The organism is Psychromonas marina, from assembly GCF_030161115.1.
In the GTDB taxonomy this organism is placed as follows: Bacteria; Pseudomonadota; Gammaproteobacteria; order Enterobacterales; family Psychromonadaceae; genus Psychromonas; species Psychromonas marina.
In genome coordinates, this window is sequence record NZ_BSPQ01000013.1 from 125,367 (window position 1) to 144,333 (window position 18,967).

The following is an 18,967-nucleotide window of genomic DNA, read 5'->3' on the forward strand; positions in this document are numbered from 1 at the left end:
TAATCAACACCTAAAAACAGCAGAAATGAGCAAGTTTGAGCTTTATAAGTTATACCAAAGGAAAGCATCTATCTGACGTTTTACGGGTCGCATAAAAAAGTCCCAGATTAACGGGACTCAAAGGTTTGTGATCACCAGTATATTGATGGTCACCGTGTTTGCTTGCTAGTATTTACATCGAGAGTGGGATTTTTTTGATCACTTTGGCAGGATTACCGCCAATAACCACGTTATCAGCAAAGCTTTTGGTGACCACTGCACCAGAGGCAACCACCACATTGTTACCTAATGTCACACCAGGATTAATAGTTGCATGTCCCCCTATCCAACAATTATCACCAATCGTTATCGCTTTACCATACTCTATGCCATTAACTCGCTGTATCGGGTCTAAGGGGTGTGTGGCGGTGTAAATACCGACTTGTGGTGCGATAAAGCAATTGTCTCCGATGCGCACCTCTGCGACATCTAATATCACGCAGTTGAAATTGGCGTAAAAGTTTTCACCTACATGGATATTTCCACCATAATCACAGTTGAACGTGGATTCAATATGCAGACTATTCCCAGTAGAACCAAACAAAGACTTGATGATCTCAGCTCTTTCCTCGCGTTGATGCGCACTAGTGCGGTTAAATTTTTCAGTCGCCAGCCGTGCTTGATAGCGTAACTCAGTCAGTTCTGCATCACTCGGGTCATAATACTGCCCTGCCAGCATCTTTTGCTTTTCTGTTATCACTTACTTATCCTCAATTTACCAATGCCCAATTTACCTATTCTCAATTTACAAATGCTAAGAGAAGAATCATGTTAAAACAATCAACGCATTAAACGTCTCTATTTTTACATTTTGTATGAATATGATCTCAGATTGCAGGCCAACACTATCGATTTATGATTCATTGTCAGTATAAAGATAATCGCGATCACAGCGTATTAAGATTTATAAGCAATGGCATTTGGTTTATAAGAGGCAAAAAAAAGCCCCATTAACAAGTTAATGGGGCTTTATACTGATAGTGATGATTACATTATAAACTAGCAGCTAGGATGTTACGGCTATGCTCAAGTGTTACTAGCTGTTTTTCACCAAGGTGCGTCATACCATGACGTTCTAGATGACCAACAATCACATCAACGACTTCTTCACCCAGTTGATAATCAGAGAAACGTGTTTTCATCTGAACTGAATGGAAGAACTGCTCTGTTTTTTCAATCGCCGCCTTGATACGCGTTTCTGTATCACCTTCATTGATTCCCCACACACGTGATGCGTATTGGAGTAATTTACCTTCTTTAGTTTCGCGCATTTCCCACATCATACGAGGTAATACGATAGCTAATGTCTGTGCATGGTCTAACTTGTAAGTAGCCGTAATTTCATGGCCAATCATATGTGTTGCCCAATCTTGCGGAACACCAGAGCCAATTAGACCATTCAACGCCTGTGTTGCGCTCCACATCACATTACCATTCACATCATCGGTTTTTTGATCGGTGAATAGTTTTGGTCCCTCTTCAATCAATGTCAGTAAAATACCTTCTGCAAAACGATCTTGAAGTTTACCGTTCACATCATAAGTTAAGTATTGCTCAATGGTGTGAATGAAGGCATCCACGATACCGTTACTAAGTTGACGTGGTGGCAAGCTATTCATTACGCTTGGGTCAAGCACTGCAAACTGTGGCAATACATGTGCACTCATAAATGCTAATTTATCTTGAGTCGCAAGTTTAGAGACAACCGCGCCGCCATTAGATTCAGAACCGGTCGCTGGTAGTGTTAATACCGCGCCTAATGGAATTGCTGCTTCAACCGTTGCTTTTTTTGCTAAAATATCCCAAGGTTCGCCGTCAAACAGCGCCGCTGCAGCAATAAATTTACTCGCATCAATCACTGAACCACCACCAACCGCTAAAATGTAATCAATATTTTCCTGCTTGATTAATGCAACAGCTTTCATCGAGGTTTCATAACTTGGGTTTGGCTCAATGCCTGAAAATTCAAATACCGTATGTTCGCTTAACGCACTGATCACTTGATCATAAACACCATTACTCTTAATGCTACCACCACCGTAAGTGATCAACACTTTTGCGTCGAGTGGAATTTCGTTACTTACTTGTGCGATTTGCTGTGTACCAAAATGGATACGAGTTTTATTTGAAAAAGAGAAATTTAGCATGATATGCGTACCTGTTAATTTATAAGATGCACTCAGTATAGAGCTTAAAATAAAAACGATAATAGTTATTTTAGCCAATCACTTTTGCACAGCTGCAACAATAAACATGATAACATCCAATTAGAACTTCAATAATGGTGATTTTTATGCTGGTATGGCAAGGGTTAGAAGAGTTTTTTCAGGTTGTAGAGCAAGGCAGTTTCACTAAAGCAGCGAAAGAATTAGATGTATCCACCTCACATATTAGTCGCCAACTGACGCAATTAGAAAGTCGTTTAGGCACACGCTTGATTAACCGTACAACACGTAAAATCAGTCTAACCGATGCTGGGCACCAATACATTATCAGCCTTAAAAATATACGCCAGGCGCTGAGTGATGCGACGGATCATCTGCAGGGAACGCAACAAGCCCCACAAGGGTTAATTCGTATTACAGGTGCGGGTGATTTTGTGTCGAAGCAGGTCGCACCTGTACTAGCGCAATTTATGAAACGCTACCCGCAAGTCAGTATTGAGATGAATTTCAGTGCACGTAATGTCAATTTGATTGAAGAAGGCGTTGACCTTGCGATCCGTTTTGGGCGTATGCAAGACTCAAATCTTATTGCACGCCCTCTTTGTGCCCGCCATATGAGTTTAGTTGCGACACCAACTTACCTAAATGATCATGGTATTCCTACAACGCCAGAAGACCTGATTAAATATAACTGCTTAGTCGCGATCACTAATCGTTGGCGATTTAATATTGACGGAAAAATCAAAGAGATAAAAGTACAAGGTAATTGGCGCAGCAACAACCCCGATGCGATAAAACAAGCCTGCATGACTGATTTAGGTATTGCTTATTTGGCGAAAGATTTAGTACAACCACAAGTTGATAGCGGGCAACTGGTGTACCTATTAGATGATTACCAAGTCAACGATAATGCCAATTGGTTGGTCTATCCAAAGAAAGACCTTATACCGCATCGCGTAAGATTGTTAATCGATTTCTTGCTGGTACATTTTAGCGAAAACTAACTAGATGTATTTGTTTTCTGATCAGTGGAATATTGACTATATATGCCAATATTCCTTAGTTAAGCATTATTTATCAAAGCGACTTTAACATCCATATATCACAACCGCCATGTATTGTACCTTGCAACGGTTTATCGAGATGCTCAAAACCCATCTTTTCATACAAGGCGATTGCTGCTTTCATATTACTTAACGTGTCTAAATAGCATTCTGAATAACCACTGTCCTTTGCGTAATCAAGACAGGTTTGCGTGAGCTTTTTACCGAGGCCTAAACCGCGGGTCGTGGATAATAAAAACAGTTTACGCAGTTCACATACCTGCTTGCTGTCATTAAAGGCAGCAATGCCCGCGCCACCAACTATTTGTTCGTTGACCATCACAACAAAATATTGGCTGTTATTTTGAGCATTATAAAAATCACTCATTGCTTCTACTTCAGGATCAGAAGGACCAAACCCATCACCGACTGCACCATACTCAGCGCCGACAGATTTTATTATCTCGCAAATCTTATTATTATGTTGTGCTTGAATAGGTTGAATGCTGATCTTCATATTTTATTCTCCTGAAATAATTCACTTAATAGATATTGCAAGCGCTCAAGTTGTAACTGATCAGCGATACCAAAACGTAGTGCATCATTTTCATCAGTCAAACGAACATAAATAGCTTGCTGACAAAGCCTGCGATGAATGCTCGCTGCATCGGTGCTGTAAACAGTATTAAACAGCGCGTTAGTTTCAATTCTACAATGGGGAAAATACTGCTTAAGTATTTGATATTGACTGTGGCTCTGTTGTTGTAGCCTTATAATTTGTGTCTGTTGCCACTGCGTATCGTTGAGTGCTTGCTCTGTGATATAGAGGGCTGCGCCATTAATTGACCATGGTCCAATACGTTGCTTAATGATTTCACACCATGATTGACTACTGCATACAAAGCCTATTCGCAGTCCCGCTAAGCCAAAAAACTTGCCAATCGAGCGTAATATAATCACATCTTCATTATTACCTTGACCATCATTGAGCTGTTGTACAAAACTAAAATCTGTAGGAAATATATCTGCAAATGCCTCGTCTATCACTAACAATGCCTGTTGTTTCTTGCACTGTTGTTGTAAAACACATAATTGCTGAATACTAAATCGATCGTTATTTGGGTTATTCGGGTTAATCACCACCACTACACTGTTTTCGATAATATCAGAAGGTAGTTGTTGCTGATAAAAATGCAATTCAAAGCCCGCTTGCTGCCAAGCCTGTTGGTGCTCTTTATAACCAACCTTAGGCAGATAAACATGCTTAGCTATGATCTTATTATCAGCACTGATTTTATTTAGCCATAGTTGAGGCAACTGTTCGATTAACTGCTGACTGCCCGCTAAAGGCCAACAATGCTCTGCTTGGTAATACTGTTTTGCCACCTCAATTAAGGTGGTCGAGATAGTAGGTAACTGTTGCCACACGGGCAAAGGAATATCGATGACCGGGTAACTAAATGGCGCAATACCTGTTGAAAGGTCTAACCAATCACTTTCTGGAATTTGATACTGTTGTGCAATAACGGCTAATTGACCACCGTGTAATAGTGCCATGACGACTCCTAAATAACCTTCAACACTGACGTATAAACGAATACCAACAATAACCACATTAACACCGCTTGTTTGACAAGGGTTAAGCTCGCTTTGATATGATCACTGTGTACCGATTCACCCTGCCCTAATTGTGGTGAGTGAACTTGTTTTCCGAAATAAATCGCTTTGCCACCTAAACAGACATTTAATACCGTTGCACCAGATGCCATTACCCAACCACCGTTATGGCTTTTATACTGTCTGCCCTGTTGATAGGCATTAATCAATGCCGCTTTTGCTCGGCCAGTAAAAACGCCCATGGTTACAAATAGCAGTGTGGTGATCTTACCGCTTACAAAACCGAGTAGGTCATCCATACGCGCACTGCATTTACCGAAGTAATTATACTGCTCATTGCGATAACCCCACATCGCATCCAAGGTATTACTCAAACGATGCATGATGACTAAGGGGGCACCGCCAATTACAAAATAGATAAGGGTAGCAGTGACACCATCATGTCCATTTTCAAGCATTGATTCAGTGGTTGCGCGGCTAATTTCTGCTTGATCTAACGCGCTAGTATCACGGCTAACAATATAACCGCAATAATGTTGGGCTTGTAACAGGTTATTGGCTTTTAACGGACGGTAAATCTGCATTCCATGACGTTGTAAACTGTTCAGTGCAACAGCCCAATAGACAATATAAATATTGCATAACAGCAGAACATAACTTGGTAAAATAACAATTAGCCAACAATATATTAACGGAATAGGCAAAACCAATACACACCAAGCACAAATACCGCCGATAAATTGTCTGCTCTTTGAACCTTGGTTTAATTTTCGTTCAACCGCTTTAGCTAAATTTCCAAATAAAACTAACGGATGGTAACGGGTTGGCTCTCCGAAAATGGCGTCAATAATTAACGCAGCCAATAGGGTGAAAAAGGTGATCATAAAGGTAAGAAACAGCGCTTGGCATGATCATAACTAAGCGGGATGAGTTGGCAATTTTTATAATCATAACCCGTTGTTAATTGATCGCAGGCTAAAAATTGGCTCATAAAGCAACGTAATACATCGCCGTGAGTAATAATCAAGTAACAACCATCGGGTTTAGTGTCAAATTGCGCTTTTAAAGCCGTCTCAAAGCGTGATAGCAATTGTTTTGAGCTCTCACCCTGCTGTGGTTTACAATCGGTCACCTGTGCTGTTATTTCGGCATAATCCGGATGTGTGCGCATCTCTTCTGTTTGTTTACCCTGCCATAAACCAAAGTCACGCTCTTCAATACCGGCAAAGATATTAATGGGTAATTGTAACTGTTGCCCACAAACGTCAGCGGTCTGTTTTGCACGGCCCAAGTGTGAGGTTAAAATTTGCGTGATGTTTAAAGGCTCGCACAAACGCGCAAGCTGTAACGCCTGTTGTTGCCCTTTTTCAGTTAACGCGCTATCTAATTGTCCTTGAATACGTTGTTCGATATTCCATTGTGTTTCACCATGGCGGGCAAGGTAGAAAATTGTTTTTTTATTCACATTGACTCTTCTTCATATGGCGACTTTAGCGGCGAATGTATTACCGTTAAATTTTAATCTAAGCTGTTGGATATTATATGCTTTTACTAACTAATAATAAACTGACTCGCATTCACATGTGCTAATACGTTATTAATTTGTCGATTCCCAACTATTTTCAAAGATTAATTGTTCACTCGGTGTCGGTTCAATCCAATTTTGCTCTACCAACATCGGCTTTTCATAGAACTTTTCTACATGGCCGATACATAAAATAGCAATCGGTCGACTTTGCTTAGGCATATTTAATAGCTCGGCAAGTAAAGTGGGGTCGAATAATGATACCCAGCCTAAACCAATACCTTCAGCGCGTGCGGTTAACCACATATTCTGAATAGCACAGGAAACAGAAGCGAGGTCCATATCTGGCATTGTGCGGCGGCCAAAGATGTGCTTTTCGCGGCCATCAGGCAGTGCCACGACAATCAATTCTGCACACTCTAAAATACCTTCTACTTTGAGCTTTAGAAATTCATTTTTACGTGTATCTAATAGATCCACGGTGCTATTACGCTCTATTTCAACTAAAGATTTAATGGAGTGCTTTAGGGCGATATCGGTAATACGGATAAAACGCCAAGGTTGCATCAATCCCACACTCGGAGCTTGATTCGCCACCATTAATAAACGGCTTAATAGCCCATTTTCTAAGGGTTCAGGTGTAAAATGTCGCATATCTCGACGCTCTGCTATCGTACGATACAATGCGTCTACCTCTGTCTGTGAATAGCGGTGCTTACTTTTCATTTTTCTCTTTCATCTAAAGAAGGTTAACCAGCATAGTATGTATTTCGCCATTGAGAAAGCAGCTCAACACACTCGGCTAGGGTATCAAATTGATTGTCTATAGCTAATAACTTAGGCCGTTCAAACTGAAACACAGGCAGCGATAGAGAGGCCGCGGCTTGAATTTTGGCATAAGTAGAGTGTCCGCCATTATTTTTACTGATAACAGCGTCAATGTTATGCTCTTCAAGAAGCGCTATCTCATTCGCTAATTGGAATGGCCCTACCGCTTTTAACCAACTCACGTTATTAGGTAAATTAATTTTTACAGGCATCGCGGTACGTAAGAACAGTTGTTTTGAAGATACAGCAAGCTGATCCAGAACAGATTGAGAGACCTGCCCGGCACTGACTAACAAGCGATCATATTTAGCAACAGCCGCTATCACTTGAGACCAATCATTCACATCAATCCATAAATCTGCGCTCGTTGCCCGCCATTGCGGTTGTTGAAATCGAATCGCAGCTAGCGACAGCGCTTCACACACTTGTGCTATTTTATTACTCATCTTCTGTGCAAAAGGATCCGTTGCATCAACAATATGGGTTATTTTCTGATCGACCAAATACTGCTGCAAACCACCAAATTGAGTAAAACCACCAGTAATAACAGGGCAAGGTAATGTCGCTTTACGTACAACCCCTGCAATACTATAGCGTACATCAAAACCGAGGTGATAAAGCTGCGTAGCTAAATGGCGCCCATCCGCGGTGCCGCCAACGACTAATACTTTCATTTTTACTTCCTATAAATAACGAGGGCATTGTTTGCGGTTGTTTAAAAAATGTTAGATTATCTAAAACGTGGCTATATTATGACAGTTGCAGCAGCCAATCCACATAACTATTTGATCTATCTTCCCTGTTAATACGAATTACAGTAAATAGCTGATCTATTTTACTGGTTAAAATAACTTACTTCTGCGTTGTAAGTTTCGCAAAGGGAACAACCATTTGCGTCAACTTACGCCTTGAATTAAGCTGTTTTTCCTGCGCAAAATTTAGATCACATAATTAATGTGATCGGTATAACATGATAGTGCGCGATTATTCATCACGTACTATTTGCTCAATAAGACCTAAGTTGTAATGGATGCGAGTAACGAATATTTGGCGAGGTTGAATGTAGGGGGAGGAATAGCATCATTGACCTATTTCAGTTAAACAGGCCAATGATGTAGATAAGAGCAAAAGAGTTAAGAAAGTGAGCATGCTTGCTAGTTAAAATTATCCCTAACGGCGTTGTGAGTTTTATGCCGAACATCCTGTTCTCCAACACTGCGTGGACAGCTAAAGTTGATCATAATTTTTCCTGCGCAATCTCTAACCCCCCATTAAACGCCATAGGGATAATAAAAGGATTACGCCGCTTCACCTTGCCACACAAAATGGCGGTTAGGTTTTTGGATCACTAATCCCTTTTCTAATAGTTGTGAAAATAACTGATTCGTGTCCTCTGCATTAAGGGCGAGTTTATCCGCTAATGCCTTTTTAGAACAACGTAATTCATCGCGACTAAAGAGGTTTATCGCCTGTGCAATCAAGTCTTCACTGCGGGATAATGGACTAATTGTACTGTTCATTTCAGATTCAATCGTCTCTGAACTCCCCTGTTCGTCATTATTATCGTTAACACCTTGTTTGTTTTTGTGTTGCAACTTCAACGTACGGCTAAAGCGAAGCTCTTCACCAATCAAGCCAACAAAAAATGCAGCAAAGAGATCTAACAATACCGATAAAAATACCACTAAGCCTAGTTGTGCCGTTTTAGTTTCAATACTTAATGCCGTCGCAACACTGCCAATTAATCCTAATACAGAGCCTTGACTGCTAACAGGTTGTTGATCACGCTCAATGGCTAACTCAAGTTGTTGCTGACGTAGTTTAGTATTCTCATTCTGAATGCGGGTAACACCTACCGCAATACGATTCAGGTCGATATATTTTTGTGCCGCAATATTATTAAGATCGATCTGTTTTTCAATCGCATCGATCTGCAGGTCATAAGCAGCACTTCGATTATGTTGCACGTTAGCAACACTTTGCGCCGTATTAGTCGCACTATTAATACCACCGATACTGCCGCCAATCGAAATAGCAGCCAGAATAGTGTAAAAAGAAAATGCAGATAGCGCAGCGGTGATGTGACGTCGTGCAAGGCGCTCTCCAAATTCATACCAAGCAAAGAATTTACCCAGCTCAAAAATCACTGCTAATGAACCAAATAGGAACTGCATCCAAGGGTCTTCATCAATGGATAAAAACAGTAATAAGGAAAAGATGATTGAAGCGAGAATAGAAGCGCCAGTAAAGCTGTATACCACGCTCATGGCAAAAGGACCTTTAGGGTGGCGAATACGTTTGTTATGTGAATCAATCATAATTAATCTGCTTAATAGGGTTACATACTATTGAACTTTTCGTGCCTTAATGTTGGCGTATACCGTGGTTCAGTCAATAATGGAAAATGTTAAATTTGCGCCGCATTGTAGTGGCTAGCTCATTTAAAAGCTAGCAATGGCGGGTGGTTAGGGTTAAATAGAGCTAACTTTGACCTGACTGATTATAATTCCCCCATGTTTGGTCAGCTAATATTCATGTGCAGCTCATTTACTCAATAAAGTGTAAATTGTGATAGCGATTAATAATCCCTATTTACTTGGTTGTTTTCTTCGCTTTGCTATAACTGCTTTTTTTAGTGGTTGATTTTTTACGGTAGCTTTTTTTAAATGGACTTGCTGTAATCGGTAGATCTCTTAATGCTTGCGGTCCATCGATGATTGCCTGTTCAATTACCTTGGTTAATTGTGCCTGTAACGGTAAAACAAAACCGTTGTAACTCTGCTGCTTTTCACTAATCGCATTAAGCTGCATCTCCCATTGCGCGGTCATATCGGGCAAGGTTAGCGTTTCCGGTAAGCTCTGAATCAGTTTACGTCCTACTTCGGTCGCTTGAATGACTTTTCCTGTTCGCTTTAGAAATTGGCGCTTAAACAATAACTCAATAATACCTGCTCGTGTTGCCTCAGTGCCCAATCCATCGGTCTCTTTTAATACGGTTTTTAAGCTAGGGTCTTTTACAAAACGCGCAATATTACTCATTGCCGCGAGCAGTGTGGCATCGGTAAAATAAGCAGGAGGCTGGGTATTTTTCTCAACAACTTCCCCTTTTTCGCAGGCTAATTGTTGCCCTTTTTTAAGAGTTGGTAAGTAAGTATCTTTTTCCTGTTTATCAATTAACTGCTTCCAACCATCACTGATTTTGCTTTTTGCCTTGGCGATAAACAAACCACCATTTATCTCTATCTCCGCAATACACTCGGCATAACGATAGTCTGGATAAAACTGCATCAAGTACTGGTTAGCAACCAAACGATAAATATTCTGCGACATAGCATCTAAACCCGCCAATGATTTCGAACTATCTGTTGGAATAATGGCATGATGAGCATCAACTTTCTGATCATTCCAAGCACGCCCTTTTATAGACAAATCAGCATTACTGACCGCAGATTGTAAGTTGTTATCATTGTTTGCTATCGCCTGTGTCACTGCTTTTGCTTGTCCATGATGATTGCGCGGTAAATAGCGAGAATCGGAACGTGGATAGGTGATCAGTTTATGACGCTCATACAGTGCTTGGCAACTGTCTAATACTTGCTGTGCACTGTAATGAAAACGTTTTGCAGCATCGATTTGCAGCGCTGATAAATTATAGGGCAATGGCGCGATCTGTTTTTTATCTTTCGCGTTAAAGGCACTGACCACACCAGGTTCTCCGGTGATACGTTGTGCTACATTTTCAGCTAAACCTTTAACAACAACTCGCCCTTCTTCATCTTGGTATTTTTCACACGCGGGACTAGGTTTCCATTTTGCAGTGAACGGCTCGTTAGTCTCTGTTTTTAGATGTGCTAATACCTCATAAAATGGCTTGCTGACAAAGGCTTCAATCTGCTCATCACGACGAGCGACTAATCCTAATAAAGGTGTTTGTACTCGCCCTACCGATATAACGCCTTTATAACCCGATTTTTGAGCTTGTAGTGTATAAACGCGTGTGAGATTCAAACCGTATAACCAATCGGCACGTGTCCTTGCTAATGCCGACGTAGAAAGTGCCACAAAATCTTGGTTGGAACGCAGTTGTTGTAATGAGCGTTTTACCGCATTAGTGGTTAAATCGCTCACTAAGCAACGCTCAGTCTGTTGTAATTTTTTACCTTTAACACCACTGAAGTGAATGACTTCATCAACGAGTAACTGCCCTTCGCGATCTGGGTCACCAACGTGTACCAATTGGTCGGCCTGTTTTATCAGTTTTTTAAGTATCGCAAGCTGTTTACTGGTACGTGGTGTCGATTTAAGTTTCCATTTCTCTGGAATAATAGGCAGATGTTCAAACTGCCATTTTTTATAGATAGGATCGTAAGCTTCGGGGTCAACCTGCGTCAATAGATGACCGATACACCAACTTACGACATCACCATTACCGACATGAATACAGCCATCTGCTTTACGATGTGGCCTAGGTAGTGATTCAGCAATTGCACGTGCAAGGCTCGGTTTTTCGGCAATATATAATTTCATCTATCTCAAACTCTCAACTGTTTTTTTACACAGTAGTTAATATCCCCCTGTATTTCAAGAAAATATTTGCAAAAATCAAAAATTACGCCGTAAAAATATTAGTAATATTGAAACTAAGCTAAACTATTTTTACTCTTATGAATCAGTAAAATGGATCTTTTATGTCGATTGCAGCACATGTCAGCCTGTTTTTTATATTCATTGCTTTGCCCTCTTTTATACTGGCTTCGCCAGCGAGTAAAATGTTTGAACAAACATTCGCAACCGCGGTTGTGCTATCTGATAATGACGCTATCAGTTTTGGTATTGCTAATTTTAATCCTGATGCGCTATTAAACCCTAATGATAATAACCTGTCAGACGGTGATTCCGTTCGATTACGCAATGAGCTGAATATCTATAACCTGCCTTATACCTTTGTATTAGATAAACAAAACCAACAATGGTCAGATAAAGTTATGTTGCGTTTAACTTATATTAAACAGGAGAATAATAACGATTTTTTGGGTGATAAAAGTGAGCGACCTGATAACAATATCGATAAAATATACGCGTTGTATAGTGCCTATAGCCGCTACCTTCCCCTTGGAAATAGGCTCAAACTAAGGTTGAGGCTCGGTGCATATATAATGCACTATAAAAATAAACACACCTATAAGAGTGATTTTACTAATAACCTCAAACCATTAGTTGATGGTGTCTTTTTCAATACCACCGCAAATGCTGCGATTATCGAACCCAATGCAAAGCTGACTTATACCCAAGAAACGGATTGGGGTAAATGGCAACTCGCCTCAGATTTAAACTATTTTGTCGGTAAAGTTTACTCTGGCTCTGCATCTAGTGTGGGGGCAATCCCCGATGGGTGGCGAATTAACAACGGTGTAAAGCTACACTTTGATTTAAACAGCAGTGCATTGCATGCTGAATCTATTTATCTAAATTTTAAACGCATCGATATGCATGGTGATATGACCACGCCTTTACAAACGAATCATTATTATGAGATGGGCATAGGAATTTTGTTAGATATTCATAAATTAACAAATCTGGCTGACAATATTGGTATTGGTTTAAATATTAATAAAGGTACCTCTTTATCTGGAGGCAGCATTGTGATCTATTTTAACGAATTTTAATTCATTAATAATAAAGAGAAACAGACTATTCCCAGCAAAGATCACTTTTTATGCCCCATATTGTTAGATACACCTCAAGATCAAAATTATGCTAAGAAGTGACGCTATTATTTCAATGTTATAGATGTTCAAATTGCCATTCTCATCCCTTGACTATAAACTTAACAATCGCTTATGGTTTACCTCACTAATTGCCTGAAATACCTTCTAATGAGATGATTTATTGTCACTTTAAGTTTTATCAATACAAACAATGCAACACTGCTTTATGAGGATATAAAATGAAAAATGTATTTATGCTACTCACTTTGGTTAGCTTGTCTGCTTGTAGCGAAGAACAATCAACGCTTTCAGAACAGCAGCAACAAACAATCCCCCCTATTCAAACAGAACTAGCAACGCCCAGCAATGAAAGTGAAAGCGACAGCGACAAAACAGATTGGGATAACGCTAAACTTTCAACGCAGCAAGCACTGCAAGATATCTGGAATGCGAGTAAGGAATCGACACAGGATTTCGTCGAAGAGGGTTCAACCGGCTCAAAAGAGTTATGGCAATCAAGTAAACAAAAAAGCAGTGAGTTATGGGAGCAAGGAAAAGAAAGTAGTGCTGATATTTGGAATGAGATTGAATCAGGTAGTAAATCGACTTGGTCAGAGGGAAAAGAGAAAGTACAACAATTTTTTCCAGAACAATCAGAGCCCAACAACAGTGTTACTGTTGATGAGATCTGATGATCATAGCGCAGCTTAAGTTAAGCTAATTCAGCTAATTGCTCTAACAACGCACGTTGCTCATAAGACAAAGCGGTTGGTGTAGGGATAACCACTTCGTAGATAAGATCACCAATTAGGTCACCTTTCATCGATTTGATCCCTTTACCTTTAATACGGAATTTTCTTCCCGCTTGCGTACCTTCAGGAATCTTAATATTAATATACCCTGCAAAGGTCGGTACTTTTAAACTACCGCCCAACGCAGCAGTTGTATATGGCGTATCGATTAAACAGTATAGATCGCGTCCTTCTCGACGAAATACCTCATGCTCAGCCAAACTAACTTCAACTAACAAGTCTCCATATCCGCCCCCTAATGAACCAGGGTTACCTTTACCAGGTACACGCACACGTTGACCTTTATCAATGCCCGCCGGGATTGTCACTTTAAGTAGTACAGGATTATTAGGTAATTTGACTTCTTGTACACAACCCTCTACTGCTTCTTCTAAAGTTATCTCAATGGTTGCAATGATATCAGAGCCTATTTCCGGCTGTGGTTGATATTGTTGCTGCTGCTGACGTTGTCCAAACATGCCGCCAAACATATCATCAAAACCACCGCCCTGATGACCAAAGCCCCCATGACCAAAACCGCCCTGTCGACCCTGTCCATTTTCATCAAAGGCACCATGACCAAAATCATCATACTGTTGACGTTTCTCTTCATCACCAACAATTTCATAAGCCGATTTAACTTCACGGAAGTTATTTTCAGCAACAGGATTATCAGGATTACGATCGGGATGGTATTTCATCGCCAATTTTTTATAGGCTTTTTTTATCTCTTTATCAGATGCACTTTTGCTTACACCTAATACTTCATAACAATCACGTTTTGACATTTAGCTTTAATCTCGGAAATTATTAAATTGGAACGGTTGACCTAGTTCAGCACCACGAATCAAGTTCATTACAGCTTGTAGATCATCACGCTTTTTACCTGTAACGCGTAACTCTTCACCTTGAATTTGAGTCTGAACTTTCATTTTATTATCTTTAATTAACTTAACGATTTTTTTCGCCATTGGCTGGTCAATGCCTTCTTTAAACTTAACCGTTTGTGACCATGATTGACCATGGTGTGATGCTTTATCTGTATCCATTGAGCTTGCATCAATGCCACGCTTAATAACGTGTACACGTAAAATATCTAATAGCTGACGCAGTTGCTTATCATGCTCTGACTCTAATTTTGCGACACCTTTATCAAAGGTGAAACTCGCTTTTACACCACGAAAATCAAAGCGCGTTTTTAATTCACGATTAGCGTTATCTACTGCGTTTCTTAATTCCGTAACATCTACTTCGGAAACAACGTCAAATGAAGGCATTTTATACTCCTACTGAATAAATCAAAATAAGCGATAAGTTACCAGAAATTCTCGGTTTCGGCTATGTTATGATGCGCTTAAAGGTTAATTTATCGTACAAATTTAAGGTGGGACTATGTGGCAAATTATTGGTTCGGGTGCAATTGGCTGTTTATGGGCGGCTAATTTATTAAAAACCGGCCAACAGGTACATCTGGTAAGCAGAACAAAAATGCTGACAACCGCATTACAATACCAAAATTTGCAGGGTCACAAGGAAGTATATGCTTGCTCAAACTCAACCACATTAGTTAAACAAAATGGTCCGATTTTAGTTTGTGTTAAAGCACCACAAGTAAAACAAGCCTTACTGCAACAGCGTAAAAACATTTCTGATGATCACGTTATTATTCTGATGCATAACGGTATGGGCAGTGCAGAGCAGGTGGCAGAGGTTTTTCCTAACAACCCTATTATTTGTGCAACAACGGCAAATGCCAGTTTGGTTAACGGCCCCTTAAACATTACTCAAACGGGGTTAGGTATAACCTACTTAGGCGCGTTTAATCGACCAGCACAGCGTTATTCAGATTTAGCAATGACACTCAACAATGCCTTAGGTAACAGTCATTGGTGTGAAGATATACAACAAAAACTGTGGTTAAAGCTGATCATCAACATCGCTATAAACCCACTTACCGCAATCCACCAAGTTAATAATGGCAAATTGATTCATGCCCCATTTCAAGAGCAGATAAAAACAATCATTGATGAAGCGATGCCCGTTTTAGATGAACTGAAACTCGAGTTTGGTCGTGATGAATTATTACAGACCATTAATAAAGTGATTAATGCAACAGCAGTAAATTATTCTTCAATGAATCGTGACATCCATTTTCAACGTGCAACTGAAAACGACTACATTAGTGGCTACCTAATAAAAAAGGCGTCACAATATAATATTGAAACGCCTTTCATAACATCACTATATGAGCAGGTTAAAGTGTTGGAGAGTCGCTCACTAATTCAGTGAGGTAAAGCGTGATTTTAGCATTGATACTGTCTTGCAAGCGCAAGGTAAGTAGCTCTTTTTGTTTTGCTGAGACTTTTACTGGCCAGCGCTTACGGCTAATCACTTGCCCATTTTCTGAAATTGAAAGTTCATAACTACCACGTAACCAATACCAATCTTGTAGTAAAGTGGGTTCAGTAATATCGACATCTGCGCTCACTTCGATGTTTGCATTGTCAACGACCGTCACCCCTAATTGTGCCAAACCCGATTGCACTGTTTTAGTATGTTTTTCGCTATCTACTTTGACAGCAACCTGCATTGACGCCAATTTTTTTGCTATCAGCTGCTCTATTTTTCTACTAGAGATATCAGTAGGTACCCCCGACGCACTAACTTGTTTAAGCTGTAAGTTTGCCATTTGACGTGTTAATTGCTCATCTCGTGCTGAACGCAGCGCATTGAGTGAAGCAATGCTATTAGGTGCAGTATTTAAGCTGTAATCAATATATTCTGCAGTTGAATTATCTAGATCAATAATAGACTCATTGATGCTTAGTGCAGCTGTTCGCTTTCCTAATACAGCTAATGCGTAATATTCACCTGACGGGCTTAACCAACTCTCTTTAATTTTAACGCCGCTGACCGCTTGATCGGTTTCAGTTTGAATACTGCGCTGCAGCAATGTCGAACTTTCCATCGTAACACCTAACGCACTTTGTGCTTTTGTCGCTTCGGTAATGGTGTTGGTTTCAGAGCGAACATCCACATAAAAAATCTCGGCAAGGTTAGCTGTAGCATTTTTACCCGCACGGTCACGTTTCGAAGCTTGACCTACAGCAGTTAAATAATCACTTTCTGGATACATAGATTTTGCATCATCTATCCACAAGGGGCGTTCATCTTGAGACGTTGATGCACAAGACATAATAAAAAAACAGCTAAATAAGTAACATAATAAACGGTAATTCTTCATATAGACCTCTATCCTTGTCATTATAAATGACGATTATTGCTGATAATGGAAAACGGGTGTTTGTAAACTAGATATTAACAGTAAGTTAGTTGAGCCGATGTTTAAGGCTATTTTTTCCTGAGCGGCACTCACGCGATCAACCGTCACCTCGTTATCCGTCGTTTCTAAATAAGCGAACTGAATAGTCGCCGGTAACATATTCCAACTACGCAGATCTGCAATTTCAGATAAGGCCGTTGCTAAGTTAACTAATGCGCCCAATAACGAATCCTGTTCATTTGCTTGCGCCACTAACTCATATTTTGCGATCGCACGAGTGGTGGTTAAAAGCAGTATTGAAGGATACTCCTTTGATAAATCTTCACGTACAGCAACCTCTAAATTTTCAATCAGCTCAGTGCTGACTTGATTGCTAGCATCGGTGACTTTAGCTCGTGCCATACGGTACTTAGGATTAGGGTAAGCAGGCATTGAAATACGGATAAGTTGCTCACCATTACCACTAGGCACCAAAATTGATTTTTCAATTTTATTGCTTACCACACTATCAAAGTATAGGCTAAACACTTGACTTGCATTGTTACTCACCGGCGTAGGATAACCACTGTAGCGTTGTTTATAACTAACATACTGGCCATTGCGATCAACCCTGTAGCTAAGGCGCAATAGCGCTTGTTGTAAACTAACCGGAACTGATAATTTTCTTTTCTGAATAATCTCTTCGCTATGTTTATAGCTAATTAAGGCGTTGGACTGTTCATCTAGCATTTCATAAATAATACCAGAAAGCAGATGCGTACTCGCTAACTGACCATTATATGAGCCTTTACTGTATAGTTTTTTCATTGAGACATCAGCTTGTAACATCTCAACACGTGCACCATCAATATCGTCATTAAACAGATAACTTAATGCAAGAATATTATGCACCATCACACGATCTGTCGGATAACCACTGTAACTTCTTAAGGTTTCATTAACCGTCCCTGCTGCTGCATTTTCAGTAATTGAGATCGCCTCTAAGGCCGCCATCTCTTTTTTAGCTTGTGTTAATGACGCGATGGCAGCGGGAAAATCGCTGGATAATAACTGTAGTAATCCCACGTTTAAATGAAATTGTGCATAATCTCGCTCAGGAGGCTCTGTCGACTGAAGCTGAGCTAGTACTTGTGTTGGCGGCTGTTGATGTAAAAGGTTAGCAAGTTGATTACTCTCACGCTGATGCCCCGCGCAGGCCGTAAGTAGAGTAAAAATAGAAGCAAGTATGATTTTTTTCATGGAAGTCCATTGATAGAAATACAAGTTTATAATGCTTGATCCAAAATCAGATAATAAAAAAGGCGCTAATTATATTCATAAATAGCGCCTTTTAAAAATAACAGAACTTACTCTCGTAGTTTACTGTTTTTTATTAACTTTTTAATTTTCTTCTGACCAACCCAAACTTTACGGTTATCTTTGATGCTAATTAGCTCAAGGTTAACTTGGTAAAATCTGACCTGTGTTGTTCCATCTACATCGATAATAGTATTAATTTGCCCTTGCATCATGTAATCAGCGCCATACTCTTGGCCCATCTCTTTACGAGTATCTTCTGATGCATTAAGATCTTGATCGCCACGCTCTGCACGAATTTCATCACGTGCACCAGAAGCAGCAACAAATTGTACTTCACCTGAATTAATCAGTTCACGTTCCATATCTGCAATAAACGTATTGGTATTAATATGCTCATGGCTTAAATTGCGCACTTTACCCACGATAACAGCTGGATCTTTACCCTCTGCTTTTACGAAGTTTGAAATCCAAGCGCGTGATAACGAATCTTCAATCATTTCACGGGCAACAAGTTGCGAATCGGTATCATTCCAAGCACCGCTTAAATCAACCGTTTCTTGTGAATCGAGACGTTCAACAGAGGTTGAACAAGCGGTCATAAACAGTGTGGTAAATGCAACTAATAAAAAGTGTTGTTTGATCTTCATGTAGCTCTCCAGGGGTTGAATA

The 18,967-nt window shown here is 40.1% G+C and carries 19 protein-coding genes and 1 pseudogene; 4 read left to right on the forward strand and 16 right to left on the reverse strand.

What is annotated here, in order from left to right:
* Positions 1 to 172: 172 nt before the first annotated feature.
* Positions 173 to 736 carry a sugar O-acetyltransferase gene (locus QQK09_RS12535; RefSeq protein WP_284204816.1) on the reverse strand — a complete coding sequence of 188 codons (564 nt, stop codon included), beginning with the start codon at positions 734 to 736 and terminating at the stop codon, positions 173 to 175.
* 295 nt (positions 737 to 1,031) lie between these two features.
* Positions 1,032 to 2,186, reverse strand: coding sequence for an iron-containing alcohol dehydrogenase (locus tag QQK09_RS12540; RefSeq protein ID WP_284204491.1), 1,155 nt, complete (start codon positions 2,184 to 2,186; stop codon positions 1,032 to 1,034).
* Between the two features lie 146 nt (positions 2,187 to 2,332).
* On the opposite strand from QQK09_RS12540, the gene QQK09_RS12545 reads away from it, so the two are divergent.
* Complete coding sequence (locus tag QQK09_RS12545; RefSeq protein WP_284204492.1) at positions 2,333 to 3,208, forward strand: LysR family transcriptional regulator; 876 nt, start codon at positions 2,333 to 2,335, stop codon at positions 3,206 to 3,208.
* Positions 3,209 to 3,281: 73 nt separating this feature from the next.
* On the opposite strand, the gene QQK09_RS12550 is transcribed toward QQK09_RS12545, so the two are convergent.
* From QQK09_RS12550 to QQK09_RS12585, 8 genes are all read right to left on the reverse strand, one after another.
* The gene (locus QQK09_RS12550; RefSeq protein WP_284204493.1) at positions 3,282 to 3,764 is read right to left on the reverse strand and encodes a GNAT family N-acetyltransferase; all 483 of its coding nucleotides are present in this window, start codon (positions 3,762 to 3,764) and stop codon (positions 3,282 to 3,284) included.
* On the reverse strand, positions 3,761 to 4,804 hold the full coding sequence (locus QQK09_RS12555; RefSeq protein WP_284204494.1) for an aminotransferase class I/II-fold pyridoxal phosphate-dependent enzyme: 1,044 nt from the start codon (positions 4,802 to 4,804) through the stop codon (positions 3,761 to 3,763). The genes QQK09_RS12550 and QQK09_RS12555 overlap by 4 nt, the downstream gene beginning before the upstream one ends.
* A gap of 8 nt (positions 4,805 to 4,812) precedes the next feature.
* The gene (gene cbiB, locus QQK09_RS12560; protein ID WP_284204495.1) at positions 4,813 to 5,748 is read right to left on the reverse strand and encodes an adenosylcobinamide-phosphate synthase CbiB; all 936 of its coding nucleotides are present in this window, start codon (positions 5,746 to 5,748) and stop codon (positions 4,813 to 4,815) included.
* A complete protein-coding gene (locus tag QQK09_RS12565; RefSeq protein ID WP_284204496.1) occupies positions 5,745 to 6,329 on the reverse strand; it encodes a histidine phosphatase family protein in 585 nt (194 codons plus the stop codon). The genes cbiB and QQK09_RS12565 overlap by 4 nt, the downstream gene beginning before the upstream one ends.
* A gap of 132 nt (positions 6,330 to 6,461) precedes the next feature.
* Positions 6,462 to 7,115 (reverse strand): 5,6-dimethylbenzimidazole synthase, encoded by a 654-nt coding sequence (gene bluB / locus QQK09_RS12570; RefSeq protein ID WP_284204497.1) that lies wholly within the window; start codon positions 7,113 to 7,115, stop codon positions 6,462 to 6,464.
* A gap of 23 nt (positions 7,116 to 7,138) precedes the next feature.
* Positions 7,139 to 7,891, reverse strand: a complete 753-nt coding sequence (locus QQK09_RS12575) for a precorrin-6A/cobalt-precorrin-6A reductase (protein ID WP_284204498.1) — start codon at positions 7,889 to 7,891, stop codon at positions 7,139 to 7,141.
* A gap of 624 nt (positions 7,892 to 8,515) precedes the next feature.
* Positions 8,516 to 9,535: a Preprotein translocase subunit SecY gene (locus QQK09_RS12580; RefSeq protein WP_284204499.1), complete on the reverse strand. Its 1,020-nt coding sequence runs from the start codon at positions 9,533 to 9,535 to the stop codon at positions 8,516 to 8,518.
* 274 nt (positions 9,536 to 9,809) lie between these two features.
* Entirely contained in the window at positions 9,810 to 11,744 is a 1,935-nt protein-coding gene (locus QQK09_RS12585; protein WP_284204500.1) for a DNA topoisomerase III, read from the reverse strand.
* 161 nt (positions 11,745 to 11,905) lie between these two features.
* Here QQK09_RS12585 and QQK09_RS12590 point away from each other — a divergent pair, with 161 nt between their 5' ends.
* Both QQK09_RS12590 and QQK09_RS12595 read left to right on the forward strand, forming a co-directional pair.
* Positions 11,906 to 12,883: a Solitary outer membrane autotransporter beta-barrel domain gene (locus QQK09_RS12590; RefSeq protein ID WP_284204501.1), complete on the forward strand. Its 978-nt coding sequence runs from the start codon at positions 11,906 to 11,908 to the stop codon at positions 12,881 to 12,883.
* Positions 12,884 to 13,164: 281 nt separating this feature from the next.
* The gene (locus tag QQK09_RS12595; protein WP_284204502.1) at positions 13,165 to 13,617 is read left to right on the forward strand and encodes a hypothetical protein; all 453 of its coding nucleotides are present in this window, start codon (positions 13,165 to 13,167) and stop codon (positions 13,615 to 13,617) included.
* Between the two features lie 20 nt (positions 13,618 to 13,637).
* Here the strand turns inward: QQK09_RS12595 and QQK09_RS12600 are convergent, their stop codons facing one another.
* The 3 genes and pseudogenes from QQK09_RS12600 to QQK09_RS12605 form a co-directional block, all read right to left on the reverse strand.
* Positions 13,638 to 14,207 (reverse strand): DnaJ C-terminal domain-containing protein, encoded by a 570-nt coding sequence (locus QQK09_RS12600; RefSeq protein ID WP_431312595.1) that lies wholly within the window; start codon positions 14,205 to 14,207, stop codon positions 13,638 to 13,640.
* Positions 14,208 to 14,252: 45 nt separating this feature from the next.
* Positions 14,253 to 14,504: pseudogene (locus QQK09_RS19385) on the reverse strand (DnaJ domain-containing protein); the annotation flags it as partial.
* Between the two features lie 6 nt (positions 14,505 to 14,510).
* A complete protein-coding gene (locus QQK09_RS12605) occupies positions 14,511 to 14,993 on the reverse strand; it encodes a YajQ family cyclic di-GMP-binding protein (RefSeq protein WP_284204504.1) in 483 nt (160 codons plus the stop codon).
* A gap of 115 nt (positions 14,994 to 15,108) precedes the next feature.
* Here QQK09_RS12605 and QQK09_RS12610 point away from each other — a divergent pair, with 115 nt between their 5' ends.
* Positions 15,109 to 16,005 (forward strand): ketopantoate reductase family protein, encoded by an 897-nt coding sequence (locus QQK09_RS12610; RefSeq protein WP_284204505.1) that lies wholly within the window; start codon positions 15,109 to 15,111, stop codon positions 16,003 to 16,005.
* Here QQK09_RS12610 and QQK09_RS12615 read toward each other — a convergent pair.
* The 3 genes from QQK09_RS12615 to QQK09_RS12625 form a co-directional block, all read right to left on the reverse strand.
* On the reverse strand, positions 15,971 to 16,960 hold the full coding sequence (locus tag QQK09_RS12615; protein WP_284204506.1) for an LPP20 family lipoprotein: 990 nt from the start codon (positions 16,958 to 16,960) through the stop codon (positions 15,971 to 15,973). The two genes, QQK09_RS12610 and QQK09_RS12615, sit on opposite strands and share 35 nt — an antisense overlap.
* A 33-nt stretch (positions 16,961 to 16,993) precedes the next feature.
* Positions 16,994 to 18,238, reverse strand: coding sequence for a COG3014 family protein (locus QQK09_RS12620; RefSeq protein ID WP_284204507.1), 1,245 nt, complete (start codon positions 18,236 to 18,238; stop codon positions 16,994 to 16,996).
* Between the two features lie 107 nt (positions 18,239 to 18,345).
* Positions 18,346 to 18,945 carry a penicillin-binding protein activator LpoB gene (locus QQK09_RS12625; protein ID WP_284204508.1) on the reverse strand — a complete coding sequence of 200 codons (600 nt, stop codon included), beginning with the start codon at positions 18,943 to 18,945 and terminating at the stop codon, positions 18,346 to 18,348.
* Positions 18,946 to 18,967 lie beyond the last annotated feature (22 nt).